Source organism: Pseudomonas sp. GW823-FHT02C05 (assembly GCF_058797595.1).
This window is the reverse complement of sequence record NZ_JBXAJU010000005.1, coordinates 133,690-159,346: the sequence shown is the minus strand read 5'-3', so window position 1 is coordinate 159,346 and position 25,657 is coordinate 133,690. Positions and strand designations below refer to the sequence as shown.

The following is a 25,657-nucleotide window of genomic DNA, read 5'->3' as shown; positions in this document are numbered from 1 at the left end:
GCTCCTGCGAAGTCAAACTTCGGATGTGGTCAGTTCATTGGCCAGGTATTTGGACAGGTCATCGATGCTGGAGTATTCGAACAGCAGGGCCGGCGACAGGCGCTGCTCCATGAACTTCTCCAGGTCACCCGCCACCTTCACCGCTACCAGCGAATCGAGGCCGTAGGACTCGAAGCTGCGGGCGGTATCGACCTGGGAAGGATCGATCTTCAAGAGCGCGCCCATCTTCTGCACCAGCCAATGCTTGATGCTGTCCTCGTTGAGTTCGACCGCCGCCTGTTTTTTCTCTGAGAAGCTCAGAGTGCTCAGCAAATTGGAGATGAAATTGGACATAGGATCTTCCTTGATGAGTGAGGTGGTTAATACGATCAGCCGATTGGGCGTTTCAGGACGAGGCCTGGCGCTTGCGGACTTTGTCGATCATTGCCTGGGACGGGGAACGCAGGTCTGAGACCAGTCTCAGCTTGCCCATTAACGCCAGTGTCCAGCCCGACAGGTCGGGCTCCCACCAGTGCACGCCATGCCGGTACCAGGCAGGGAATGCGTGGTGATTGTTTTGCAGCCCCTCGCCAAAGGTGAGGAAGGCCACGATCCAGTTGTTGGTGCTCTGGTCGTGGGTCACGAACGGGCGAGCGCCGTAGCGGTGGCAGATGGAGCCCACACACCAGGCCGCCTGGTTGGCGACGAAGATCCGCGCCAGGCCGCCGAAGATCAGGCCGCTCCAGGCACCGGACCAGCTCTGGCTGACCAGCCCGCCGATCACCCCTGGCAGGATTACCCCCAGGGCCACCCAGAACAGGTAGGTCTGGTTGTAGAAGAACAGCCGGCGGTCGCGCAGGATGTCCGGGGCGAAGAAGTTCCAGCTCGACATGTCCGGGGCCAGCATCCACGGCATGTGCGCATGCCACAGCCCCTTGGCCCGTTGCCAGCGGCTCTGGCCCATGAGGTTGGGGGAATGCGGGTCACCGTGCTGGTCGCTGTAGGTGTGGTGCCGGCGATGGGTGGTGACCCAGAACAGGATCGGTCCCTGGGCCGCCATGCAACCGGCGATCAGCATCAGGCTGCTCATCAGCCGCGAGGTCTTGAACGCACGATGGGCCAGGTAACGGTGGTAGCCCATGGAAACCCCGAACATCTGCACCGCGTAGAACACCGCGAAGAGGATGAAATCCAGGGCATGGACCTGGCCGGTGAACCATAGCCGGATTGCCTCGAAGGTCCCGAACAGGGGCACCAGCATGACTGCCAGCGCGATCCGCGCCTTGGTCCTGGCCGCACTCGGGCTCAGCTGGGCAACCCCGCCGACCTCTGGTGTCGCTGTGTTGGTGAGTATCTCGTCCATGAATTGCTTCCTGTGAGGTAGGGACCGGCAATCAGCTTTCTGAAGGTTCTGCAGCCACGGTCGGGCCGGGCCGTTTGACATCCCAGGCCAGGCCGCAGAGGGCGAGCAGCTCGATGAACAGGCCGCCAATATCCAACTGCCAGGGTTTCAGGCCGGCATGGGCCAGCGCCGGGAAGGCATGGTGGTTGTTGTGCCAACCGCCCCCTACCGTCGGAATCGCCAGCCAGAACACGTTGCGGCTGGTATCCCGGGTCTTGTGGTCGCGGCCGCCAACCCGGTGGGCAAAGGAGTTGATGCACCAGGTGGCGTGGTCCACCAGGAAGATCCGCACGAAGCCGCCCCACAGCAGGCCGCTGAGCGCGCCCTCCCAGCTGCGGGTTATCAGCCCGCATGCCAGGCTGGGCAGCAGCAGGCCGAGGATGATCCACAGGTAGTAGCGCTGGTTGATCTGCATGATCAGTCGATCGCGCAGCAGGTCCGGCACGAACTGGCTCCAGTTCTGCTTGCGCAGGCTGAACAGCCAGCCCAGGTGAGCGTGCCACCAGCCCTGGATATTGCCGATAAAACCCGCCTTGAGCGGGCGCGGCGAATGCGGGTCGCCTTCCTTGTCGGTGAAGGCGTGGTGCTGGCGATGGGTCGCCGCCCAGAACAGGATCGGGCCCTGCGCCGCCATCGAACCGGCGATGCCGAAGAATGCGGTGATCACCGGGCCGGCCTTGAACGCATGGTGGGAAAAGAACCGGTGCATGCCCACTTCCACTCCCAGGGCGGTCAGCAGGTACATGCTGGCCAGCGCGCCGATTTCCAGCCAGCCGATGCCCTGATGCCAGGCCAGCACCAGGGCCACCACGGTGCCCACTGCCGGAGTTGCGACCGTCAGCCAGGCCAATTGCCGCTCGCGCTGGCCGGTGCGGTCGATATGAGGATTCATGGCCGTCATGACAGGGCATCCGTAGCAGTTTTAAGGGTAGGTGCCGCAGCCGCGCGACTGGCGCCATAGCGCGCCAGCGTGTCGTTGAGCAGGGCCTTGCGGGTGGCCTGGCGCTGGACCTTGCCACTGGTGGTCAGTGGAATGCCGCCCATGGGCGCCAGGTGGATGCGCGCCGGGGCCACGCCGAACTGGCTGACCAGCGCACTGGTGATCACCTGGCGCAGCTGTTCCTGCTGGGCTTCATCGAGTTTCTCGCTGCGCTTGACCTCGGCCACGATCGCCAGTTGTTCCTGCTGGCCGTTATCGATGCCCACCGCCACGCAGCCGTTGCTGCGGATGCGCGGGTCGGCGCTTTCCACCGCCAGCTCCAGGTCCTGGGGATACAGGTTGCGCCCGGCAATGATGATCAGGTCCTTGAGGCGCCCGGTGACGAACAGCTCATCGCGGTGCAGCGCGCCAAGATCGCCGGTGCGCATGAAACGCCCATGGATGCCCGGCAGGCTGGCGCGAAACACCTGCTGGCTCAGCGCTTCCTTGCCCCAGTAGCCGGCGCCCACGTTGTCGCCCTGGACCCAGATCTCGCCGATCTGGCCGTCCGCCACCGGTTGCAGGCTGACAGGGTCGACAATCGCCACGCGCAGGCCCGGGGCGACCCTGCCGCTACTGACCAGCGGCAGGGCCCGGGCATCCTCGGCATCGACGATGGCCAGGGTGCCACTGGCGAGTTGGTCCCGATCCACCTGGGTATTGAACGCCGGCTCATCGTGGCGCTTGCCCGAGACCAGTACGGTGGCCTCGGCCAACCCGTAGCAGGGGCCCAGGGCCGCCGGGTTGAAGCCGGCGGCGGCAAAACGTTCGGAGAAGCGCGCCAGGGTGCTCTGGCGCACCGGCTCGGCCCCGCAATAGATAGCCTTGAGCTTGCTCAGGTCGAGCTCTGCCAGTTCCTCGTCGGTGATGTTTTCGACACACAGGTCGAAGGCGAAGTTGGGCGCGATGGTGACGTCGGCGCCGTACCTGGACACCGCATCCAGCCAGCGCAGCGGTCGCTGGACAAAGTGCCCGGGGCTGATGAGCACGGTAGGGAAGGCATCGAAGATCGGCTGCAGGATTCCGCCCATCAGGCCCATGTCGTGATAGGGCGGCAGCCAGCTGCAACCCACGCGATTCCTGGCCGGGCCCATCCACTGGCTGGCACTGCGGCAATTACTGTAGAGGTTGTCGTGGGTCAGCATCACGCCCTTGGGCGCCGAGGTGGAGCCCGAGGTGTATTGCAGCAGGGCCAGTTGGCCGTGGGCGAGCGCCTGCCCGCGCCAGGATGAATCCGCCTCGGCCAACTGCTCCGGGTCAACCCACTGGGGCGCGGGCAAATCACCCTGGAGCAGAGCGTTGACCCGCTCCTGGGACCGCATGAAGCGCGAGCTGGTGAGCACCAGTTGCGGATGGGCATCAGCGCAGATCAGTGCCAGCCGCTCCAGCCCCCGGGTCCCCACTGGGGGAAAGGCCGGGATCGCCACGGCACCGGCCAGCAGCAGGCCGAACAGTGAAACGATGTAGTCGATACCGGTCTCGAACAGCATCAGCACCCGTTTTTCACGGGGCTCGAAGATCTGCAGCGCGGCGGCCAATCGTTGACTACGCTTCCACAGTTCGGCGTAGCTGATCGACGCCTCCTCCCGCTCGCCATCGAGCAGATGGATGAAGGCAATGGCATCGGGTTGCCGCCATGCGCGATAGGCCAGTACTTCGGTAACCGAACTTAAACATTCGATGCCCGGGACTTCGGCCAACGGCAGATCATCAACTGCTACATGCGCTGAGATGGCTGGATTGACATCATTAAGATAATCACGAGGCACGGCGTAGTTCATTCAAAATCCTTTTTAAATGGAGAGCCATATATTGACCTGAAGGTCGTTTATTATTTTCAGCACTAAGGAACCGAACAAACGCCCCTAAGAAGGGGAGCTCTTACTAGGCAGTAGACAAAGATGTCATTTTATTGACAGAGCAACGCATTCACTTGATGAATGCATATTTTTTTATGTCCCACAGGGAATAGCGTGGGCAGGAAAGTGAAATCTGGATGCGTTGAGAAGTCTGCCACCAGCTTGTATATTTTGCTAATGCACAAATGGACACTTACAGGGAGAAAATGGACATGGATGTGCTCACGCTTATTGCGCTGGAAGGTGCCATGGGATCGAGTGTCGCGATCACCCTGGATGTGCTGCGAACAGCTAACCAGGTCGCCGAAGTCATGGGCCGGCCAACCATCACCTGGAAGATTATCGGCAGCAGCGAATCGGTTCGCATGCGCAACGGCATGCGCCTGGATGCCCAGCCACTGGACAAGGTCCAGGCCATCGAAGGCAGCATGCTGGTGATCCCGGGACTGGGGCTGGAGAACACCCAGGAGCTGGATTTCTTTGGCTGTCGCCGGGAAAAAAGGCTGCCTGGGCTCAGCCTGTCCAGCGAACTGATCACCCGGCTCGGGCACGCCGATATCCGCAAGCTCAGCCAGTTGGTGCATGACCATCACCGCCGCGGGCAGCAGACGGCGGCGTCCTGTTCAGCAGTTTTCGTCCTGGGTGAGGCGGGGGTTCTGGAGGGGCATACGGTCACCACTCATTGGCAACTGTATGAAACTTTCAAAGAGCGTTATCCCGAAGCGATACTCGACACAAAACGCATGCTTATTCATGACGGAAATATGATTACAGCAGGCGCAGGCATGTCGCAAATGGATCTAATGCTCTACATATTGCGTAATAAGATGGGCAATCAGATTGCTGAACTGACCATGCGTTATCTGTTGATAGATGGTCGACCGGCGCAATATCACTACATGGCCCTGTCCAACTTGCAAACGGAAAACCGTGAAGTTTTGTTAATGGAGAAGTTCATCGAGGATTGCCTGCCCAACGTTCCGCCACTGAGCACCATTGCCGAACATTTGCGTATAACCGAGAAGACCTTATCCCGTAGAATTCGTAGCGCCACGGGAAAGCCGCCCATGGCCTTCATTCAGAAAGTTCGCCTGCAACATGTTCAAAGCTTATTGGAAACCACCAATATGAGCATTGAAGAAGTTGCTTTCAAAGTGGGCTATGCCGATTCCACCGCTCTACGCCGCCTGATGTGGAAAAACATGGGCTGCACCCCCAGCCAGTTGCGCAAGACCCGCTCCGGGCCGCCGATCATCTAGGCCCCGGCTGCTTATCACTTCTCCTCCTCGGCTGCGCCTGGCGCGGCCGGGGGCACCTTGCACAACGGCACCAGCAACAACGCCACCACGAACATCATCGCCATCAGGCGGAACACATCGCCAAAGGCCAGGGTCAGCGCTTCACGCCCCACCAGGCGGCCGAGAATGCCCTGAGCCATCAGGAAAGCGTGGCTGGCATCCGGTGTATCGGCGGCAATCTTCAGCGCCAGTTGGCCCATGAGTTCCTGGGCGGCGACAGCCTTGCTCCCCAGCGACTCGGACAGGCGCAGGACCTGAGTCCGGGCATCGTCCTGCAGCCAGGTGTTGACCGTAGCAATACCAATGGCGCCGCCCAGGTTGCGCATCAGGTTGAACAGCCCGGAGGCCTGGCGCAGTTCAACCCCCTGGAACGAACTCAAGGCCATGTTCACGCTCGGCACGATGCACAGCATCAGGAACAGCCCACGCGCCACCTGCGGCACCAGCAACTCATCGAATCCCCAGTTGGAAGTGACCCGGGAAGTCAGCCACAGGCTCAGCGCCAGGCCGAGGAAACCCACCGAGATGATCAGGCGCCGATCAACTTTTTCCGAGGCCCGGGCAGCAATAATCGTACTGACCAACTGCCCGATACCCACGACAAAAACCGTGGTGCCGATTTCCAGGCTATCGAAGCCACGCACCCGGCCAAGAAACACCGGCACCAGGTAGGTCGACGAATAAAGGCCAAAACCGATCACCAGGTTCAACAGGCAGGCAATGGAAAAGGTGCGGTCGCGAAACGGCACCAGGGACACGATCGGGTTGTTCGAATACAACGAGCGCTCGATGAACAAACCAAAGGACACAAGGGACACCCAGGCCGCGATGACGATCCCGGTATCGCTGAACCAGTCCTTGCGCGGCCCCTCCTCCAGCACGTATTCAAAACACCCCAGGGCCAGCGCCATGGCGACGAAATGCAGCCAGTCGATACGCCGCAGCATGGACAGGTCCGGGCGATCCACATCGATCAGCAACGCCGCGCCGATGCAGATCACCAGCCCCGGCAGCACGTTGATGAAGAAGATCCAGCGCCAGTCCAGGTAGAAGGTCACCAGGCCGCCCACCGTGGGGCCCAGGGTCGGTGCCAGCACCGCGGTCATGCCAAGGATTGCCGGGACCATCGCCCGCTGCTTGCCTTCGAACAACACGAACCCCACGGCGAATACCGTGGGCACCATCGCCCCGCCGGCAAAGCCTTGCAGGGCCCGCAGCACGATCATCGACTCGATGTTCCAGGCCATGCCGCAACCCACGCTGAACAGGGTAAAGAACGCCGCGCTGGCAGCGAACAGCCAGCGGGTGGAAATCGCCTGGGCGAGAAACGCCGAGAAGGGAATCATGATCAGTTCGGCAATCAGATAGGCGGTCTGCACCCAGCTCACTTCATCAGGGCCGGCACTGAGCCCGGCCTGCACGTCGTTGAGCGAGGCCGCCACGATCTGGATGTCGATCAGCGCCATGAACATGCCGAAAGCCATGATCGTGAAGACCAGAAACTTGCGCTTAGTGGACTGTTGGCCGGGCTGGGCACCCGCTTCGGAGAGGTCAGTTGCGCTTGTCGTCACGGTAGGTACTTCCCTGTAGTATTGCGACCGACATGTGAATATTATGATCGTAATTCAAAACAGCATGGAGCTTCAACATGGAGCAGAGCACCCAGACTCAGAACGCCATCCTGCAAGCCGCCCAAGAGTCCGAGAAGCCGCGCAAGCGTTCCAAGCGCCCGCTGATCGCCGGCGCTATCGCCCTGACATTGGTAGCAGTCGGGGTTGGCTGGGTGCTGATGGCGCCGTCGACACAGGCCACGGACGATGCCTACATCGCCGCCGATGCGACCTCCGTCGCGCCGCGGGTCCATGGCCTGGTGACAGAGGTGCTGGTCAAGGATCACCAGAACGTCACCGCCGGGCAGCCCCTGGTGCGCATCAACAGCGAAGAGTTCGACAGCCGGGTATCCCTGGCCGAAGGCGATCTGGCGGACAACCAGGCCCAGGTCGCCCTGGCCGAGGCCGCGCTGACCATCCAGGACGCCGAGCAGCGCCTGGCCAGTGCCCGCGTGCAGGCGGCGCGCACCTCGATCCGCACCAACCAGGCCGAATCCAAGCGTGCCGGTGCGGAGCGCAATCGCTTCGATACCCTGGTCACCACCGGCGCCGTGGCGCGCAACGAGGTGGAGAAATACAGCACCCAGGCCATCTCCGCCGAACAAGGCCTGGCCTACGCCCAGGCCATGTTGCAAGTGGCGGAGAACGACCTTGCGGTCACCACCGCGCAACGGCAACGCCTGCAAGCGCAATTGCAGATGGCCAAGGCCAAGGTGGTAACCGCCAAGGCGCGGCTCGAACTGGCCCAGCAGGACCTGCGCCACACCACCATCTATGCACCGATGGACGGCACCGTCGGCAATCGGCAGATCCAGGTTGGCGATTACGTGCAACCGGGTTCGCGCCTGCTGACCCTGGTGCCGCTGCATGACCTCTATGTACTGGCCAACTTCAAGGAGACCCAGACCCAGCACATGTACCCGGGGCAATCGACGCAGATCAAGATCGATGCCCTGCCAGGCGTCAGCATCACCGGCACCGTGGAAAGCCTGGCTCCGGGTTCAGGCTCGACCTTTGCCCTGCTGCCCTTCGAACCGGGCACCGGCAACTTCACCAAGATCGTCCAGCGGGTGCCGGTGCGCATTCGCTTCGACGCCAACCAGTCCGGCCTCGAACGCCTGCGGCCGGGCCTGTCGGTGACCGCCAAGGTCGACCTCGATGATCCCCAGGACCGCACCGTGGCCGGCAATCCGTCTTCCTTGAAAGTCAGCAGCACGACCAGGTAACGACGCCTGCCGCCCCGCTCCAGGCGGCAAAGCCAACAGCCCCCGGCAGATCGCTCTGCCGGGGGCTGTTTTATCGGTGCAGGGGCAGATTTACCTCACTCTGCCGTCGAAGGTTTTTCCCACAGGTTGATGCGCCCTTCTTTGGCGAAATGATCGATTTCCGCCAGTTCCTCGACACTGAAGCTCAAGTTCTGCAACGCCCCGACGTTCTCGACGATCTGCTCCGGCCGGCTGGCACCGATCAGCGCCGAGGTCACCCGCGGGTCGCGCAGGGTCCAGGCCAGGGCCAGTTGCGCCAGGCTCTGGCCGCGGTTCTTGGCGATCTCGTTGAGCGCGCGGACATGGGCGATATTGGCCTCCGACAAGTGCGAAGCCTGCAACGAGCCGCCCCCCGGACGATTGACCCGCGCATCCTCGGGAATGCCATTGAGGTACTTGTCGGTAAGCAGGCCCTGGGCCAGCGGCGTAAAGGCGATGACCCCGGCGCCGAGCTCCTCGGTGGTGTCCAGCAGGTCCTTCTCGACCCAGCGGTTGAGCATGTTGTAGGCCGGTTGATGGATCAGCAGCGGCACCTTCCACTCCTTGAGCAACGCGGCGATTTCCCGGGTCTTGGCCCCCGAATAGGAAGAAATACCGATATACAGCGCCTTGCCCTGCTGCACGGCGGTGGCCAGGGCGCTGGCGGTTTCCTCCAGCGGCGTATCCGGGTCGAAGCGGTGGGAATAGAAGATATCCACATAGTCCAGGCCCAGGCGCTGCAGGCTCTGGTCGAGGCTGGCCAGTACGTACTTGCGCGAACCGCCGCCCTGGCCGTAAGGCCCGGGCCACATGTCCCAACCGGCCTTGCTGGAGATGATCAATTCATCGCGATAGGCCTTGAAGTCTTCCCGCAGCAGGCGGCCGAAGTTGATTTCGGCGCTGCCGTAGGGCGGGCCGTAGTTGTTGGCCAGGTCGAAGTGGTTGATCCCCAGGTCGAAGGCGGTGCGCAGCAAGGCACGCTGGGTGTCGATCGGCGTGCTGTCGCCAAAGTTGTGCCACAGCCCCAGGGACAGCGCCGGCAGTACCAGGCCACTGCGGCCGACACGGCGATAGGGGATGGAATCGTAGCGGTTTTCAGCAGCTATGTAAGTCATCGAATCCTCTCTGAGTCAGGTCTTTCCAAAACGACTAAACGTCGATCAAAGCGCCCCACGGTAGGAGCCGGCTTGCCGGCCAAAGGCCCGCAAGCCTTGGCCACCACGAGCGCTTTCGCTGGCAAGCCGGCCCCTGCGCCAGCCGCGTTGTCACACAAACTGATTTTTCGGTCGCGCCAACCCCAGGTTTTCCCGCAGGGTTCGGCCCTCGTATTCAGTTCTGAACAGCCCGCGCCGCTGCAGTTCCGGAATCACCCCGCCGGCAAAGTCCCGTAGCCCACCAGGGAGATGCGGCACCAGCACATTGAAACCATCGGCCGCGCCCTCCTCGAACCAGGCTTGCAGTTCGTCGGCTATCTGCCCGGGCGTACCGATCAGGCTGTAGTGCCCACGGCCACCGGCAATCCTGCGCCCCAGCTGGGCCAGGGTCAGGTTGTCCTTGCCGGCCAGCTCGGTGAGCAATTGCTGGCGGCTCTGCTGGCCGCTCTCGGTCAGTGGCAGCGCCGGCAACGGTGCATCCAGCGGGTAGCCGGACAAGTCGAAGTTGCCCAGCATCCTCCCCAACAGGGCCACGCCCACTTCGGGCTCCACCAGGTCCTGGAAGGCTTCGAACTTTTCCCGGGCCTGACTTTCGCTGTCCCCCACCACCACGAATACCCCAGGCATGATTTTCAGGGATTGCGTACTACGATCGTACTGCTTCAGGCGCCCTTTCAGGTCGGCATAGAAGGCCTGCGCGGCGGCCATGGAAGGCTGGGCGTTGAATACCACTTCGGCGGTCTGGGCCGCCAGCTCACGACCGCTCTCGGAAGAACCGGCCTGGACGATCACCGGGTATCCCTGGGGTGGGCGCGCCACATTCAATGGCCCTTTGACCTGGAAGAATTCACCGCGATGGTCCAGTAAATGCTGCTTGTCTGGGTCGAAATACTTGCCACTGGCCTTGTCGCGGACAAAGGCGTCGTCCTCCCAGCTGTCCCAGAGCCCGGTGACCACCCGATGGAACTCCCGGGCCCTGCGATAACGTTCCGCGTGCCCAAAATGTTCCTCCCGACCGAAATTCCGCGCTTCGGCGGCATTGTCGGAAGTCACCAGGTTCCACCCCGCCCGACCACCTGAAAGATGGTCCAGCGACGCGAATTTACGTGCTACGTGGTACGGTACGTTATAGCTCGTAGTGCTAGTGGCAATTAGCCCTATCCGCTCGGTCACGGCCGCCAGGGCCGCCAGTAACGTCAAGGGTTCGAAGTAATCGGAGCGGGCCATGCGGCTGGCGATGGGGCCGGTAGGGGCTGCCAGGCTGTCGGCGACGAACAGTGCATCGAAGCGCGCGGCTTCGGCGATCTGCGCCAGTTCTTTATAGACGGCAAAATCCAGCCCTGCCTGGGCCGGAACATCCGGATGACGCCAGGCGGCAACGTGGTGACCGGTGGCCATGAGAAAGGCGCCGAGCTTGAGCTGGCGAGTGGAACGGGACATGGATCACTCCTTGTTTCATGCTGCAAAAGGGACACCGCCAAAGCCCGCTGTAGGAGCTGGCTTGCCAGCGAAAGCGCCCACAAGACCTGCTCCCAGTTCGCCGACCCATTCGCCGGCAAGCCGGCTCCTACAACGGCAGGGCATCAGAAATCCTTGCGCAACTGCACGCCGAAATAACGTTCGTCATCCCGGGGCACGGCGCGGTAGATGTAGTTGCCGCCACTGGCCAGCAAGGGCGAATAGGACTTGTCGGCGAGGTTCTTGCCCAGCAACGCCACGCGCCAGCCATCGTTGTAGTCGGCCAGGGCAATGCTGGCGTTCCAGATGCCGTAGGCGCCCTGGCGGGTGTCGAGGTTCTGGCTGATGTCGTACTGCACTTCGCTTTGCCAGCTGTAGTCAGTGCCCAACTCGATATCCAGGCCGTTATCCAGGGGAATGCTGTAGTCGGCGCGCACGTAGCTTTTCCAGTCCGGGCTGAAAGGCAACGGCTTGCCGTTGACGTTGCACGAAGCCGCCGCGCCCGCCGGGCAGGCGAATTCGTCGATGCGCGCCCGGGTGTAGGCCAGGGCCCCGGAGAACTTCAGTTGCTGGGTGGCCTGCAGGGCGTAATCCAGTTCCACGCCCTCGCTGCTGACGCTCCCGGCATTGATCAGGCGGGTCACTACCTGCCCGGCCACGGTGTCGAAGAAGTTGGCCTGGTAGTTGTCGTATTCGCTGTGGAACACCGCGAGGTTGGTGGTCAGCCGGTTGTTCCAGCTGCTGGCCTTGATCCCCACCTCCCAGGTGTTGGAGGTTTCGGGTTTCAGTGCTTGGGTGTCCCGCGGCTGCATGTTGAAGAACACGTTGTAGGCCGGGCCCTTGTAGCCCCGGGAATAGGTCAGGTAGCTGGTGACCGTGGCGCTGAGGTCATATTGCAGGCCCAGGCGCCCGGACCAGCCATCCTCGTCCACCGAGCCGGAACTCTGGGTGCCCGGCTGGATACCGCTGACCGTGGTCGCCGAAGTCGAGACCCGGCGGTGATCGTACTTCAGGTCATCGTGGGTCCAGCGCAGGCCGGCGATGCCACGAAAGTCCTCGGTGAAATTCAGGGTGCTCTCGCCAAATACCGCGTAGCTGTCGTTGGTGGTGCTGTAGTCGGCAATGCCCCGGTTGGCGCCGGTGGTCGTGGTCAGGGTGCGCTGGTAGGTTTCTTCATCCTTGCCGTGCATGTAGAACAGGCCGCCGACGTACTCCAGGAACCGCCCCTTGGGCGATGCCAGGCGCAGCTCCTGCGAGTACTGGTTGTAGTCCAGGTCACCCTTGTCGGCGGTCCCGGGGAACGCCGCAGTGACCGTGCCAAGACGGTCGCCGTCCTGGTACTGGGTATTGTTCCAGCCGCGCCAGGCGGTGATCGAGGTCAGGATGTAGTCGCCCAGGCTCCAGTCCAGCTGGCCGGAAAGGCCCTTGTTGATATCGTCCACATGGGTACGGGTGTCGGTGTTGATGTCCCGGTTGTCGCTGCTGGCGCGCACGGGGTTCAGGGCATTGGCGAAGGCAGGTGTCAGGGCCTTGCTCACCACCCCGTTGGGGGCGTCATCATGGGATTGCATGTAGTCCGCCGCGAAGGTGAACTTGAGGTCCTCGCTGGGGGTGAACTCCAGCTTGCCGCGCACGCCCTTGCGGTTGTAGCCGTTGACCTCCTGGCCGTTGTGGCGGTTATCCACATTGCCGTCGTAACTGCCGAACAAGGTGGTGAACGAGCCCTTGAGGGTGTCGGGAATCAGGCTGCCGCCAATGCCGAAACGGGTGCGGCTTTCATTGCCGCTGTAGTAGGCCTGGTCGATGTAGCCATGAGTCTCGGCCGTAGGCGCCTTGGTGATGACATTCAGCACCCCGGCCGAGGCGTTCTTGCCGAACAGGGTGCCCTGGGGCCCGCGCAGGACTTCGATCCGTTCCAGATCCAGCAGGTCCAGGGTGGCCTGGCCGGGGCGGCCGTAGACCACGCCGTCGATCACCGTCGCCACCGTGGGCTCCACCCCCGGTGAGGTGGAAATGGTGCCCACGCCACGGATGAACAGCGAGGTGTCCTTGTTCGAGGCACCCGTGCGGAAGTTCAGCGATGGCACCTGCTGCACGATGCTTGCAACGCCGTTGCGGTTATCCCGCTCCAGTTGCTCGCCCTCCACTACCGAGACCGCCACCGGGACTTTCTGCAGCGATTCCTCGCGGCGGGTGGCGGTGACGGTCACCGACTTCAGGGTCGGTTCCTGATCCTGTGCGCTGGCGCCGCTGCCAGCGGCATAAGCCGCCGGCAGCGGCAAGGCGGCCAGCCCCGCCAGCAACCAGCCCAGATGGGGTCGCAATGGCGTGGCACCACGGATCGACTGCGTGAGACTGTGCTGTTCCCCAAGAAAGTTCTGCATGCTGCACCTGCTGAAAAATGCCCCGAACCGCTGCCGATCTGTGCCGGCAGCGCCTGAAAACTGTCTTGGGCATTCGCTCGAGCGAGTAGCAGACATGGCGCTTTGTTAGCGCTAACATCGCCAGTATCGACAGGCTCCTGATAGAGCGTCCAATACTGAAAAATTACTTTTATATGCCTTTTTGTTCAGCCAAAGGAATGCGCTCATGAGCTCTGACCAAGCGCCTGGCCGCAAGCGCCGCGGCGCCGGCCGCGTAACCCTGAACACCGTGGCGCGCCAGGCCGGGGTGTCGGCGATCACCGTTTCGCGCTATTTCAACCAGCCCGACAGTGTTTCCCCCGAGCGCCGTGAACGCATCGCCGCGATGGTCGCCGAACTCGGCTATGTACCGAACCTGGTGGCCGGCGGGCTGGCCTCGGCCCGCGGGCGGATTGTCGCCATGGTCATCCCGAACATTTCCGGGCCGATTTTCGCCCAGACCATCCAGGGCTTCAGCGACACCCTCAGCCGCCATGGCTACCAACTGCTGCTGGCTTCCAGCTACTTCGACGCAAGGCAGGAGGAGAGCGCGGTAAGGGCCTTTCTCGGCTGGTCGCCGGCAGCCCTGGTACTGACCAGCCACTTCCATAGCCCGGGCACGGAAAAGATGCTCGCCGACACCGAGATCCCGGTGATCGAAACCTGGGACTACCAGCCCCAGCGGCAACCGCTGCAGATCGGCTTTTCGCACTTTCAGGTAGGGGTCACGGCCGCTCGCCACCTGCACGCCAAAGGCTACCGGCGCATCGCCTTCGTGCAGAACAGCGCCCCCGGAGACTTCAGTGCCCTGGAGCGGCGCGACGGCTATCTGGCAACGCTGGCCGAGTTGGGGCTGGCGCCCCGGGTGTTTGCCCCGGATGCCGACCGCGCGCCCTTCGAGGCCGGCAAACAGGCCATGGAAGCGCTGATGGGCAGCCCGGAACGCCCCGACGCGATCATCTTCGCCAACGACAACCTGGCGGCCGGCGGCCTGCTGGCGGGGCAACGAGCCGGGCTGAAGATCCCCGAGGAATGTGCGGTGCTGGGCTTTGGCGACTATCCCTTTGCGCAGATGCTGCTGCCCAGCCTGAGCACCATCCAGCCACCGGCGCTTCAGATCGGCGTACTGGCCGCGACCCGGGTGCTGGAGAGCCTGGGAGTGCTGCCAGTGGCAGGCACGGTGCAACGCCTGAACCTGCTGCAATGCCGGCTGATCGAGCGCGAAAGCAGTTGAGCCCATTGCCCCTCAGGCAGAGAGCTCGCGCAGCGCCCCATACGCCACCGGCGTAGTCGGGGTTGTCCAGGTGATCCACTGGGTTGATCAATACGCTGGCGGCCCATAGCTCCTGCGCATGGCGTGCCAGCGGGGGCGTCAATGCGCCTCGGTAAACACCTGCGCCAGCCAGTCGACAAATACCCGCACCCGCGGCGACATGTGCCGACTGTGGGGGTAGACCACCGACACCGGCATTGCCGGGGGCGGCGTGTGACAGAGAATCTCGCGCATCGACCCCTGCTCGATCTGCCGCGCCACGTGATAACGCGGACACTGGATGATCCCCAGCCCCGCCAGGGCCGAGGCGCCGTAGATCTGCGCACCGAACACCGACAAGGCGCCATCGATGGCCACTTCGCGCACCTGCCCCTCGACCAGGAACTCGAAGGGGAACGAGCGGGTGGCGGTACGCGAAACGTAGTTCACCGCCCGATGCGCGCCGAGTTCGTCCAGGCTCTGCGGTTCGCCGTATCGCGCCAGGTAGGCGGGGCTGGCGCAGGTCACCTGCTGCAGGTTCGCCACCCGCCGGGCAATCAGCGAGGAGCCTTCCAGGTTGCCGGCACGCAGCACGCAGTCCACGCCCTCGGCGACCAGGTCGACAAAGTGGTCGGCCTCGCTGATGGCCAGTTCGATCTGTGGATAACGTTGCATGAACTCCCCCAGCCGCGGGATCACGAAGTGCTTGGCCAGGGTGCCGTGCATGTCCACCCGCAAGCGCCCATGGGGCTCCACAGTGCGAAACGCCAGTTCAGCCTCTTCCAGCTCCGCCAGCAGTTGCACGCAACGGGGGTAATAGGCCTGGCCATCCAGAGTCGGGCGTACCCGGCGGGTGCTGCGCTCCAGCAGCCGGGTGCCGAGCCAGGCCTCGAACTGGTTGAGGGTGTGGGTCAGGGTCGCCCGGGGCAGGTTCAGGTCATCGGCGGCTAGAGTGAAGCTGCTGCGCTCGTAGATCCTTACGAACACTTTCATCCCTTTGACTTGGTCCACAGGAGGCTCCAGAAGCTCGATTGTTGGCGAATATTGAACAGTCAAGGCAACTCTGGCGTATTTATCCAGCACGGTAAATCCGTGAACCTGTTGCCCAGACAAGCCGTTCAACCTCCATGAAGGACTGACCCCATGACCGCTCAAGCCGCAAAAGTCGCCATTGTCACCGGAGCCTCCCGAGGCATAGGCGCAGTGATCGCCCGCCAGTTGGCCAAGGAGGGTTACGCCGTGGCGATCAACTACGCCAGCAGCAGCGAGGAAGCTTCCCGGCTGGTGGTGGAACTGCGCCAGGCCGGGCACCGGGCCATAGCGGTCAAGGCCGACGTGGCCAGCGCCAGCGATGTGCGCCGGCTGTTCGAAGAGACCGAGACCCAACTGGGCAAGGTCGATGTGCTGATCAACAACGCCGGCATCCTCAAGGTGCTGCCCCTGGCCGAGCACAGCGACGAGCTCTACGAGCAGACCTTCGCCATCAACACTCGCGGTACCTTCAACACCCTGCGCGAAGCCGCCGGGCGCCTGAATGACGGCGGCCGTATCGTCAATTTCTCCAGCAGCACCGTCGGCCTCAACCTGCCGGGCTACGCGGTGTACATCGCCAGCAAGGCGGCGGTGGAATCCCTGACCCAGGTGTTTGCCAAGGAGCTGCGCGGGCGCCAGATCACGGTCAATGCCGTGGCGCCGGGGCCGGTGGCCACCGAACTGTTCCTCAAGGACAAGACTGCCGAGCAGGTGGCCAGCTTCGCCAGGATGCCGCCCCTGGAACGCCTGGGGCAGCCGGAGGATATCGCCAGCATCATCAGCTTCCTGGCGAGCCCGGCGGCGGCCTGGGTCAACGGGCAGATCCTGCGGGCCAATGGCGGGCTGGTTTGACGCCTATGCTCGATATATGCGCCGGCACACCGGCTCCCGGGGAGTACCCATCATGCACACCACCATCATCATCACCTTTGGCCTGATCCTGCTGGCACTGGTGCTGTTTATCGGCGAGCGACTGGGTTTCAGCCGCCAGACCCTGGGCTATGGCTTCTCGGGGCTGTGGCTGGCGTTGACGGTCATCAACGGTGCGGTGGGCATGGTCACCGCCCACCAGCCCCTGCGTTCGGAGCTGGCGGTCGGCAGCCTGGTGTTTGCCGTGCCGGTGCTGGCCCTGGTGTTCTACCTGTTGCTCACCAAGGCCTGAGCGAACGGCTCAGCGCACCAGATGCAGGAACTGCATATGGCGTTCGTACTGGTCGAGGATGTCGTTGATGATCTGTTCCTTGGTGTAGCCCATCAGGTCGTAATCCTGACTGCCCTCGGCCAGATGCACCTCGGCCCGGTAGTAACGGCGGTTGCGCAGCTCCTTGGGCCCCATGCCGCCACGGGCGAAGGACGGGGTGAAGTAACCGCGCATCTGCACCTGATAGATGAACGGGTGCTGGTCGCCATGGCCGATTTCCAGGCTCACGCTGTCGTTGGCCGGGTCGGGCTGGGTCACCACGTTCAAGCCCTTCTCGACGAACACCGCGGTCACCTCTTCGATGGCCGGGCGCACTGTCTGGTCGAGGAAGCGATACACCTCATCCCGTGACGGGAAATGCACCGCCTGGCTCAGGCGCTGGCGCCAGCCGCCCTTGCCCCGCCGCGAAGGTGCAACCGGCGCCAGGGAATGCAACTGGGCGATGCGCCGCTGGGATTCCAGGTAGAACGCCTTGTGCAGCCCCCACATCATCAACAGCAGGATCAGCGAGAACGGCAGCGAGGTCAGCACCACCGCCGACTTCAGCGAGTCGATGCTGCCGGCGAACAACAGCGCACTGGTGACCAGGGCGGTCATCGCGCCCCAGAACACCCGCAGCCATTTCGGCCCGTCTTCATCGGCGTTGCCGCCCTTGGCCGACAGGGTCGAGAGCACCACGGTGCCGGAATCCGCCGAGGTGACGAAGAACACGAAGCTGATGAACACCGTGACCGCAATCACGGTCTTGCTCCAGGGGTAGGTTTCCAGCAGCAGGTAGAGGGTCATCGACGGGTTGTCGATAGCCGACATGCCCAGGGCGCTCATACCGTGGTTGAGCACCTGGTCGATGGCGCTGTTACCGAAGATCGACATCCACGCCAGGGTGAAGCCCAGGGGAATCAACAGCACGCCGAAGACGAACTCACGAATGGTCCGGCCACGGGAAATCCGCGCGATGAACAGGCCCACGAACGGCGACCATGCAATCCACCAGGCCCAGTAGAACACCGTCCAGCCGCCCAGCCAGTCGCTGGGCTTGTTGTAGGCGTAGACGTCGAAGCTCTTGGTGGGCAAGGCGCCCAGGTAGTCGCCCAGGTTCTGGATCAGGGTGTTGAGCAGGTGCTGGGTGGGCCCGGCGAACAGCACGAACAGCAGCAGCGCCACCGCCAGCAGCATGTTGATGTCGGACATCACCCGCACGCCCTTGTCGACCCCGGACACCGCGACAATGATCGCCGCGCCCATCATCAGGGTGATCAGGCCAACCTGGATCCACTGGGTGTGGGCGATGCCGAACAGGTAGTCGAGGCCGGAGTTCAGGTGCAGTACGCCAAAGCCCATGTCGGCGCCCAGGCCGAACACCGTGGCGATGATGCCGAAGCCATCCACCGCGTAGCCGATAGGGCCGTTGATGCGCTTGCCGATCAGCGGGTACAGCGCCGAACGCAGGGCCAGCGGCAGGTTGTGCCGATAGGCGAAGTACGCCAGGGCCATGCCGACGAAGGCGAACACGCCCCAGCCGTGCAGGCCCCAGTGCAGGAACAGCAGCTGCATGCCCTGGCGCGCCGCCTCGGCGGTGCCGGCCTCGCCCTGGGGCGGTTGCAGCATGTGGGTCAGGGGCTCGGAAACGCAGAAGAAGAACAGCGTGATGCTGATCCCGGCGGCGAACAGCATGCCGGCCCAGGACAGGTAACTGAACTCGGGTTCGTCGTGGTCGGCACCGAGCTTGATCTTGCCGTAGCCGGACAAGGCGGTGACCACCACGAAGACCAGGTACAGGGTCATCGCCAGCATGTAGTACCAGCCGACCGTATTGGCCGCCCAGTTTTGCGCCGCCAGCAGCCAGGCGCCGGCCTGTTCCGGCATGGAAATGACCACCACGCCGAAGATCAGGATAAAGCTCGCGGCGAAGTAGAACACCGGAGGGTTCATGCGAATCAAAGCATTCGCGGAGGTGGATGGTGCACTCATGAACGGTGCACCTCGAAGGGATGAAACATGGCTGAAATAGACGGACTCAGCAAAGGCAAGCCTCCTGTTGTGAGCGGGCAGCGAACCACCGGTTTAACTTGAACAAGCGTTCAAGTTAAACATGGATAGGGGGCTCAGGACTAATCGCAGGGCTCAGCGGTACCTTTTGTACGCTAGCTCAGGGAAGGGTATGACGTGTGTCGAACGCAATCGTTCAGCAGAAAAAGCCCCTTGCCGGGCCGGCCTCTCTCCCGTAGGAGCCAGCTTGCCGGCGAATAGGCCGGCAAGTCCTGCATCGCTCTCAGAGACGCCCTCGCTGGCAAGCCAGCGCCTACACAAGCCAGCGCCTACTTCTGCGAGCCGTCGTCGTGCTGCAGGTTGGCCTGGGTCAGGTTGCAGCCGGCCGGCACGCTGCGGGTCAGCCAGACGTTGCCGCCAATGGTCGAGCCCTTGCCGATGGTGATGCGCCCCAGGATGGTCGCGCCGGCGTAGATCACCACGTCGTCCTCGACGATCGGGTGGCGCGGGTGGCCCTTCTGCAACTGGCCGTCCTCGTCCGCCGGGAAGCGCTTGGCGCCCAGGGTCACCGCCTGATAGATGCGCACCCGCTCGCCGATGATCGCGGTCTCGCCAATCACCACGCCGGTACCGTGGTCGATGAAGAAGCTGCGGCCGATCTGCGCACCCGGGTGGATGTCGATGCCGGTGGCCGAGTGGGCGATTTCCGAGCTGATCCGCGCCAGCAGCGGCAGGCCGGCGCGATACAGATGGTGCGCCAGGCGGTGGTGAATCACCGCCAGGATGCCGGGGTAGCACAGCAGCACCTCATCCACGCTGCGGGCCGCAGGGTCGCCGTGATAGGCCGCCAGCACATCGGTGTCCAGCAGCACCCGCAGGCCGGGCAGGGCCAGGGCGAAATCCTGGATCAGGCGGATCGCCCGGGCGTTGACTTCGGCATCGGCCTCGCCGCTCTGCCGGGCCACATAGCGCAGCTCCAGGCGCGCCTGGGCCAGCAAAGCGTTGAGCGCCGCGTCCAGGGTGTGGCCCACGTAGAAATCCTCGCTCTCTTCGCGCAGGTCCACCGGCCCCAGGCGCATGGGAAACAGGGCACCGCACAGGGCCTCGAGGATTTCCGCCATGGCCGCCCGCGACGGCAGCTCACGCCCGCCCTGCTCGCCGCTGACCCGACCGTTGCGGGTACGCCACTGGTCACGGGCATCACGCAGTTGGCCAACGATGGTCTGCAATTGCCAATGGCTGGAACGCTCGCTCACGATAAGACTCCTTACTCGGGCGGCCGGACAATCGGGCCGCGCAAACGGCGATCACTTTACGCCCGGCGACGGCGGCGCTTAAGAACTAATTGTCTGGCTTCAAGCACTTTTTCGCATAAGCGATTGGCGGTTGCCCGGGCAAAAAGGGCTGCCTATAGTCCTTGCACCTTCCCTGTTCCGTGCGGCCCCATGATCAAACAACAGCTCGCCCGCTTTAACCGTCTCGACCTGCTCAGGTCTACCACCGCCCTGGAAAAACTCGAACGCCTGTCGGCCTGGATCGGTCGCGATGTCTACGTCAAGCGTGACGACAGCACACCCCTGGCCATGGGCGGCAACAAGCTGCGCAAGCTCGAATACCTGGCCGCCGATGCCCTGGCCCAGGGCGCCGACACCCTGATCACCGCCGGTGCCATCCAGTCCAACCATGTGCGCCAGACCGCAGCCCTGGCTGCCAAGTTGGGGCTGGGCTGCGTGGCCCTGCTGGAAAACCCCACCGGCACCCAAGACCCCAACTACCTGGGCAATGGCAACCGCCTGCTGCTGGACCTGTTCGACGCCAAGGTGGAGCTGGTGGAAAACCTCGACCAGGCCGACGAGCAACTGCACGCCCTGGCCGCGCGCCTGCGCAGCAACGGCAAGAAACCCTACCTGGTGCCCATCGGCGGCTCCAACGCCCTGGGGGCCCTGGGCTACGTGCGCGCCGGCCTGGAGCTGGCGCAGCAGATCGAAGACAGCGGCCTGGAATTTGCCGCCGTGGTCCTGGCCTCCGGCAGCGCCGGCACCCACAGCGGCCTGGCCCTGGCCTTGAGCGAAGTGCTGCCGCAACTGCCGGTGATCGGGGTCACCGTGTCGCGCAGCGAAGAAGACCAGCGGCCCAAGGTCCAGGGCCTGGCCGAACGCACCGCCGAACTGCTGGGAGTGAAGCTGCCCGACGCTTTCAACGTGCAGTTGTGGGACGAGTACTTCGCCCCCCGTTACGGCGAACCCAATGCCGGCACCCTGGCGGCGGTCAAGCTGCTGGCCAGCCAGGAAGGCCTGTTGCTGGACCCGGTGTACACCGGCAAGGCCATGGCCGGCCTGCTGGACGGGGTCGGTCGCCAGCGCTTCGACGATGGCCCGCTGATTTTCCTGCACACCGGCGGCGCCCCGGCCCTGTTCGCCTACGCCGGCGCCTTCTCGTAGCAGCGCAAGCCTTGCATCGCCCTCGATGCCGCCTTCTCTGGCAAGCCAGCTCCTGCGGGGTCAGGGCAATGGAGTTCTTTGTAGGAGCCGGCTTGCCGGCAAAGAGGCCCACGAGCCTTGCATCGCCCTCGATGCCGCCTTTTCTGGCAAGCCAGCTCCTACGGAAGGATGGTGCGAGGAGAACCAAACAAAAAGGAATAACAAAGTAAATTTATATTATTTTTAAACCTATAAATGCCGTCTTATAGTCGCGCCGCAGGCCCAATTGCCACGAGACGCGCCACGCGCATTTAAGGCAGGATAAAGCACAGTTCGCGCCTCACCGATTGACCTGCAACTCCACCCGCATCGTGCATAAGAAAACACACAGGGGCTTGTCATGAATTTTTCCGTACTGCGTCGCAATCTGCTGATTGGCACACTGGGCCTGGCCTTGGGTGCCGGACTGATGGGGCAAGCGGTTGCCGGCGAGCAACTGCAGAAAATCAAGGATGCCGGAGTCATCAACGTCGGCCTGGAAGGCACCTACCCACCGTTCAGCTATGTGGACGAAAACGGCAAGCTGACCGGCTTCGAGGTGGAATTCTCCGAAGCCCTGGCGAACAAGCTCGGGGTCAAGGTCAAGCTGCAGCCGACCAAGTGGGACGGCATTCTCGCCGCCCTGGAGTCCAAGCGCCTGGACGCCGTGGTGAACCAGGTGACCATCTCTGAAGAGCGCAAGAAAAAGTACGATTTCTCCATCCCCTATACCGTCTCCGGCATCCAGGCCCTGACCCAGAAGAAGGACGAAGGCAAGTTCAAGACCGCCGCCGACCTGGGTGGGCACAAGGTCGGCGTGGGCCTGGGCACCAACTACGAGCAGTGGCTCAAGGACAACGTGCCCACCGCCATCATCAAGACCTACGACGACGATCCGACCAAGTACCAGGACCTGCGCGTAGGCCGTATCGAAGCCATCCTGGTGGACCGCCTGGCGGCCTTCGAGCTGATCAAGAAAACCAAGGACACCCTGGTGGTATCCGGCGAACCCTTCTCCCGCCAGGAAGCCGGCGTGGCCCTGCGCAAGGGCGAACCTGAGCTGCTGGCGGCGGTGAACAAGGCCATCGAGGAACTGCGGGCGGACGGCACGTTGAAAAAACTCTCGGAAAAATACTTCAACGCTGACGTCACCCAATAATGGAAGCAGGCCTGCAACTGGCGCTGGAATCAGCGCCATTTCTTCTCAAAGGCGCGTACTACACGGTCATCCTCAGCCTCGGCGGCATGTTCTTCGGGCTGCTGCTGGGCTTTGGCCTGGCCTTGATGCGCCTGTCACACCTGGCCCTGGTGAGCTGGATCGCCCGCATCTACGTGTCGTTCTTTCGCGGCACGCCGCTCTTGGTGCAGCTCTTCGTGATCTATTACGGCCTGCCGCAACTGGGGCTGGAACTGGACCCGCTGCCCGCGGCACTGATCGGTTTCTCCCTGAACATGGCGGCCTATGCCTGTGAAATCCTCAGGGCTGCCATCGGCTCCATCGAACGTGGCCAATGGGAAGCCGCCGCCAGCATCGGCATGACCCGCGCGCAGACCCTGCGCCGGGCGATCCTGCCCCAAGCCATGCGCACGGCCCTGCCGCCGCTGGGCAACAGCTTCATTTCCCTGGTCAAGGACACGGCCCTGGCCGCCACCATCCAGGTGCCTGAACTGTTCCGCCAGGCGCAGCTGATCACCGCCCGCACCTTCGAAATCTTCACCATGTATCTTGCCGCCGCCCTGATCTACTGGATTCTCGCCAGCGTGCTCGCGCACCTGCAGAACCGGCTTGAAGAGCGGGTCAATCGGCACGACCAGGAGTCCTGAAGCCATGATCGTGGTGGAAAAACTGACCAAGCAGTTCAAGGGCCAGACGGTGCTCAATGGCATCGACCTGGAGGTCAAGGAAGGCGAAGTGGTCGCCATCATCGGCCCCAGCGGCTCGGGCAAGACCACCTTCCTGCGCTGCCTGAATTTTCTCGAAGAACCCACCAGCGGCCGCATCCGCATCGGTGACATCAGCATCGACAGCAGCATCCCCCTGAGCCATCAGCAGGGCCGGATCCGCCAGTTGCGCCAGCAAGTGGGCTTCGTATTCCAGAACTTCAACCTGTTCCCCCACCGCACCGCACTGGAGAACGTCATCGAAGGCCCGCTGGTGGTCAAGAAGACCCCGCGGGAGCAAGCCGTCGCCCTGGGTCGCGCGCTGCTGGCCAAGGTCGGGCTTGCAGGTAAGGAAGATGCCTACCCCAGGCGCCTGTCCGGCGGCCAGCAACAGCGGGTAGCGATTGCCCGGGCCCTGGCCATGGAACCGCGGGTGATCCTGTTCGACGAACCCACCTCGGCCCTGGACCCGGAGCTGGTGGGCGAAGTACTGGCCACCATCCGCAGCCTGGCCGAAGAGAAACGCACCATGGTCATCGTCACCCACGAGATGGGCTTTGCCCGGGACGTGGCCAACCGGGTGATCTTCTTCGACAAGGGGGTGATCGTCGAACAGGGCGAAGCCAAGGCGCTGTTCGCCAACCCCCAGCACGAACGCACCCGACAGTTTCTCAGCAAGTTCCTCGGCGCAAGCCACGCCCCCTTGTAGGAGCCGGCTTGCCGGCGAAGAGGCCCTCAAGCCTTGCATCGCCCTCGCGGACGCCTTCGCTGGCAAGCCAGCTCCTACAGCAGATCACGCCCCCTCCCCCGTAGGAGCCGGCTTGCCGGCGAAAAGGCCCTCGAGCCTTGCACCGCCCTCGCGGACGCATTCGCTGGCAAGCCAGCTCCTACATGCAGGCACGGGGTGGTTTTGGGGGACATTCGTCGCTAGAACCACAGCCGTGGAAGCACGCTAAGGCCTTGATCCATAACGCCTGCGGGCTTCGATTCAACCCTTCTATTCATATTCCTAAAAGTTAGTTTATTTAATTTTTATACGCGCATAGGGTATATGCACCGGACCACCGGACATTCTTGATTCTGATTTCGCCGCATGACGCGGCCTATCCAAAAGATGTGAGGTAGGTATGGTCCGGAACACAATCACCCCAGTGCAGATCGCCAGGGCATTGCGTGCAGCCAAGGAGTGGCACTGATGTCCAGTCTGATCGAAGCCCAGGTCCAGAGTGACCTGGATATCGCTCCCCTTTTGCTGCCCGCTCGGGTTCTGCGCAACGACGCCGAAGCCCTTCAGGCTGCCCATGAATTGGCCGACGCGGCCCGCCAGCAGGCCGCCCAGCGCGACCGCCAGCGCAAGCTGCCCTGGGCGCAGATCGAACAATTCACCCGCAGCGGCCTGGGCAGTATTTCCGTGCCCCGCGCCTACGGCGGGCCACAGGTTTCCTTCGTCACCCTGGCCGAAGTCTTCGCCATCATTTCCGCGGCCGACCCGGCCCTGGGGCAGATCCCGCAGAACCAGTTCGGCATCCTCGGCCTGATTCTCGGCTGCGGCACCGAGCGGCAGAAGAAACAGCTGCTGCAGAGCGTCCTGGAAGGCTGGCGCATCGGCAATGCCGGCCCGGAACGCGGCACCAAGAACACCCTGGAACTCAAGGCACGGATCACCGCCGACGCCGACGGCCACGTGATCAATGGCCAGAAGTTCTACTCCACCGGCGCCCTGTTCGCCCACTGGGTGGCGGTCAAGGCACTCAACGAGGAAGGCCGCCAGGTGCTGGCCTTCGTCCGTCGTGGCACCCCGGGGCTGCGCATCGTCGACGACTGGTCGGGCTTCGGCCAGCGCACCACCGCCAGCGGCACCATCCTGCTCAACGATGTGCGGGTGGACGCCGAGCTGGTGCTGGACAACTGGCGGATCAACGAAACACCGAATATCCAGGGCGCGGTATCCCAGCTGATCCAGGCCGCCATTGACGCCGGCATCGCCCGGGAAGCCGTGGCCGACGCCATCCGTTTCGTTCGTGAACGAGCACGCCCGTGGATCGATGCCAACGTCGAGCGGGCCAGCGATGACCTGTATGTGATCGCCGACATCGGCAAGCTGCAGATCGAACTGCACGCCGCCGAAGCCCTGCTGCGCAAGGCCGGGCAGGTGCTGGACCAGGTCAGCGCGGCGCCGATCACTGCCGAGTCCGCGGCCCGCGCCTCCATCGCCGTGGCCGAAGCCAAGGTGCTGACCACCGAGATCTCGCTGCTGGCCAGTGAAAAGCTCTTCGAGCTGGCTGGCAGCCGCGCCACCCTCGCCGAATTCAACCTCGACCGTCACTGGCGCAACGCCCGGGTGCACACCCTGCACGACCCGGTGCGCTGGAAGTACCACGCCGTGGGCACCTATCACCTGAACGGCACCTTGCCTGCCCGGCACTCCTGGATTTAACCGCCCAGAACGCTTTTGACC

21 protein-coding genes are annotated in these 25,657 nt (G+C 63.3%); 10 read left to right on the top strand and 11 right to left on the bottom strand.

From position 1 onward, the window contains the following. Positions 1-12 precede the first annotated feature (12 nt). The 4 genes from AC1RGE_RS25925 to AC1RGE_RS25910 are packed head-to-tail and all read right to left on the bottom strand — an operon-like array spanning position 13 to position 4,060. Positions 13-333 carry an acyl carrier protein gene (locus AC1RGE_RS25925; RefSeq protein ID WP_011058644.1) on the bottom strand — a complete coding sequence of 107 codons (321 nt, stop codon included), beginning with the start codon at positions 331-333 and terminating at the stop codon, positions 13-15. A gap of 52 nt (positions 334-385) precedes the next feature. Further along, positions 386-1,342 carry an acyl-CoA desaturase gene (locus AC1RGE_RS25920; RefSeq protein WP_015633760.1) on the bottom strand — a complete coding sequence of 319 codons (957 nt, stop codon included), beginning with the start codon at positions 1,340-1,342 and terminating at the stop codon, positions 386-388. 31 nt (positions 1,343-1,373) lie between these two features. After that, on the bottom strand, positions 1,374-2,282 hold the full coding sequence (locus AC1RGE_RS25915; RefSeq protein WP_015633759.1) for an acyl-CoA desaturase: 909 nt from the start codon (positions 2,280-2,282) through the stop codon (positions 1,374-1,376). Next, on the bottom strand, positions 2,279-4,060 hold the full coding sequence (locus tag AC1RGE_RS25910) for a fatty acyl-AMP ligase (protein WP_041115188.1): 1,782 nt from the start codon (positions 4,058-4,060) through the stop codon (positions 2,279-2,281). The genes AC1RGE_RS25915 and AC1RGE_RS25910 overlap by 4 nt, the downstream gene beginning before the upstream one ends. A gap of 371 nt (positions 4,061-4,431) precedes the next feature. Here AC1RGE_RS25910 and AC1RGE_RS25905 point away from each other — a divergent pair, with 371 nt between their 5' ends. Further along, entirely contained in the window at positions 4,432-5,478 is a 1,047-nt protein-coding gene (locus AC1RGE_RS25905) for a GlxA family transcriptional regulator (protein WP_011058640.1), read from the top strand. A gap of 14 nt (positions 5,479-5,492) precedes the next feature. Here the strand turns inward: AC1RGE_RS25905 and AC1RGE_RS25900 are convergent, their stop codons facing one another. Beyond that, on the bottom strand, positions 5,493-7,088 hold the full coding sequence (locus tag AC1RGE_RS25900) for a DHA2 family efflux MFS transporter permease subunit (RefSeq protein ID WP_011058639.1): 1,596 nt from the start codon (positions 7,086-7,088) through the stop codon (positions 5,493-5,495). Positions 7,089-7,165: 77 nt separating this feature from the next. Here AC1RGE_RS25900 and AC1RGE_RS25895 point away from each other — a divergent pair, with 77 nt between their 5' ends. Further along, positions 7,166-8,353 (top strand): HlyD family secretion protein, encoded by a 1,188-nt coding sequence (locus tag AC1RGE_RS25895; protein ID WP_011058638.1) that lies wholly within the window; start codon positions 7,166-7,168, stop codon positions 8,351-8,353. Between the two features lie 95 nt (positions 8,354-8,448). Here the strand turns inward: AC1RGE_RS25895 and mgrA are convergent, their stop codons facing one another. The 3 genes from mgrA to AC1RGE_RS25880 all read right to left on the bottom strand — a co-directional run bounded on the left by mgrA (position 8,449) and on the right by AC1RGE_RS25880 (position 13,367). Beyond that, positions 8,449-9,486, bottom strand: coding sequence for an L-glyceraldehyde 3-phosphate reductase (gene mgrA, locus AC1RGE_RS25890; RefSeq protein WP_011058637.1), 1,038 nt, complete (start codon positions 9,484-9,486; stop codon positions 8,449-8,451). A gap of 150 nt (positions 9,487-9,636) precedes the next feature. Then, entirely contained in the window at positions 9,637-10,965 is a 1,329-nt protein-coding gene (locus AC1RGE_RS25885) for an LLM class flavin-dependent oxidoreductase (RefSeq protein ID WP_492585244.1), read from the bottom strand. 143 nt (positions 10,966-11,108) lie between these two features. Continuing rightward, positions 11,109-13,367 carry a TonB-dependent receptor gene (locus tag AC1RGE_RS25880; protein ID WP_103290583.1) on the bottom strand — a complete coding sequence of 753 codons (2,259 nt, stop codon included), beginning with the start codon at positions 13,365-13,367 and terminating at the stop codon, positions 11,109-11,111. A 205-nt stretch (positions 13,368-13,572) separates the two neighbouring features. Here AC1RGE_RS25880 and AC1RGE_RS25875 point away from each other — a divergent pair, with 205 nt between their 5' ends. Next, positions 13,573-14,619, top strand: coding sequence for a LacI family DNA-binding transcriptional regulator (locus AC1RGE_RS25875; protein WP_492585242.1), 1,047 nt, complete (start codon positions 13,573-13,575; stop codon positions 14,617-14,619). 138 nt (positions 14,620-14,757) lie between these two features. Here AC1RGE_RS25875 and AC1RGE_RS25870 read toward each other — a convergent pair whose 3' ends face one another. Continuing rightward, positions 14,758-15,648 (bottom strand): LysR family transcriptional regulator, encoded by an 891-nt coding sequence (locus AC1RGE_RS25870; RefSeq protein WP_011058633.1) that lies wholly within the window; start codon positions 15,646-15,648, stop codon positions 14,758-14,760. Positions 15,649-15,780: 132 nt separating this feature from the next. On the opposite strand from AC1RGE_RS25870, the gene AC1RGE_RS25865 reads away from it, so the two are divergent. Together AC1RGE_RS25865 and AC1RGE_RS25860 are read left to right on the top strand one after the other, a co-directional pair. Further along, positions 15,781-16,521 carry an SDR family oxidoreductase gene (locus tag AC1RGE_RS25865; protein ID WP_019094920.1) on the top strand — a complete coding sequence of 247 codons (741 nt, stop codon included), beginning with the start codon at positions 15,781-15,783 and terminating at the stop codon, positions 16,519-16,521. 52 nt (positions 16,522-16,573) lie between these two features. Further along, positions 16,574-16,831, top strand: coding sequence for a hypothetical protein (locus AC1RGE_RS25860; protein WP_015633747.1), 258 nt, complete (start codon positions 16,574-16,576; stop codon positions 16,829-16,831). A 9-nt stretch (positions 16,832-16,840) separates the two neighbouring features. On the opposite strand, the gene betT is transcribed toward AC1RGE_RS25860, so the two are convergent. Together betT and epsC are read right to left on the bottom strand one after the other, a co-directional pair. Then, entirely contained in the window at positions 16,841-18,802 is a 1,962-nt protein-coding gene (betT, locus tag AC1RGE_RS25855) for a choline transporter BetT (RefSeq protein WP_161466434.1), read from the bottom strand. Between the two features lie 386 nt (positions 18,803-19,188). Next, the gene (epsC, locus tag AC1RGE_RS25850) at positions 19,189-20,115 is read right to left on the bottom strand and encodes a serine O-acetyltransferase EpsC (RefSeq protein ID WP_011058630.1); all 927 of its coding nucleotides are present in this window, start codon (positions 20,113-20,115) and stop codon (positions 19,189-19,191) included. A gap of 189 nt (positions 20,116-20,304) precedes the next feature. On the opposite strand from epsC, the gene AC1RGE_RS25845 reads away from it, so the two are divergent. The 5 genes from AC1RGE_RS25845 (at position 20,305) to AC1RGE_RS25825 (ending at position 25,636) form a co-directional block, all read left to right on the top strand. Further along, complete coding sequence (locus AC1RGE_RS25845) at positions 20,305-21,300, top strand: D-cysteine desulfhydrase (protein WP_011058629.1); 996 nt, start codon at positions 20,305-20,307, stop codon at positions 21,298-21,300. Between the two features lie 379 nt (positions 21,301-21,679). Continuing rightward, positions 21,680-22,477 (top strand): cystine ABC transporter substrate-binding protein, encoded by a 798-nt coding sequence (tcyJ, locus tag AC1RGE_RS25840; protein ID WP_011058628.1) that lies wholly within the window; start codon positions 21,680-21,682, stop codon positions 22,475-22,477. Next, positions 22,477-23,142, top strand: a complete 666-nt coding sequence (gene tcyL, locus AC1RGE_RS25835) for a cystine ABC transporter permease (RefSeq protein WP_011058627.1) — start codon at positions 22,477-22,479, stop codon at positions 23,140-23,142. Before tcyJ ends, tcyL begins: the two co-directional genes overlap by 1 nt. A 4-nt stretch (positions 23,143-23,146) precedes the next feature. Further along, the gene (gene tcyN / locus AC1RGE_RS25830) at positions 23,147-23,908 is read left to right on the top strand and encodes an L-cystine ABC transporter ATP-binding protein TcyN (protein ID WP_011058626.1); all 762 of its coding nucleotides are present in this window, start codon (positions 23,147-23,149) and stop codon (positions 23,906-23,908) included. A 486-nt stretch (positions 23,909-24,394) separates the two neighbouring features. Further along, positions 24,395-25,636 (top strand): SfnB family sulfur acquisition oxidoreductase, encoded by a 1,242-nt coding sequence (locus tag AC1RGE_RS25825; RefSeq protein WP_011058625.1) that lies wholly within the window; start codon positions 24,395-24,397, stop codon positions 25,634-25,636. Positions 25,637-25,657 lie beyond the last annotated feature (21 nt).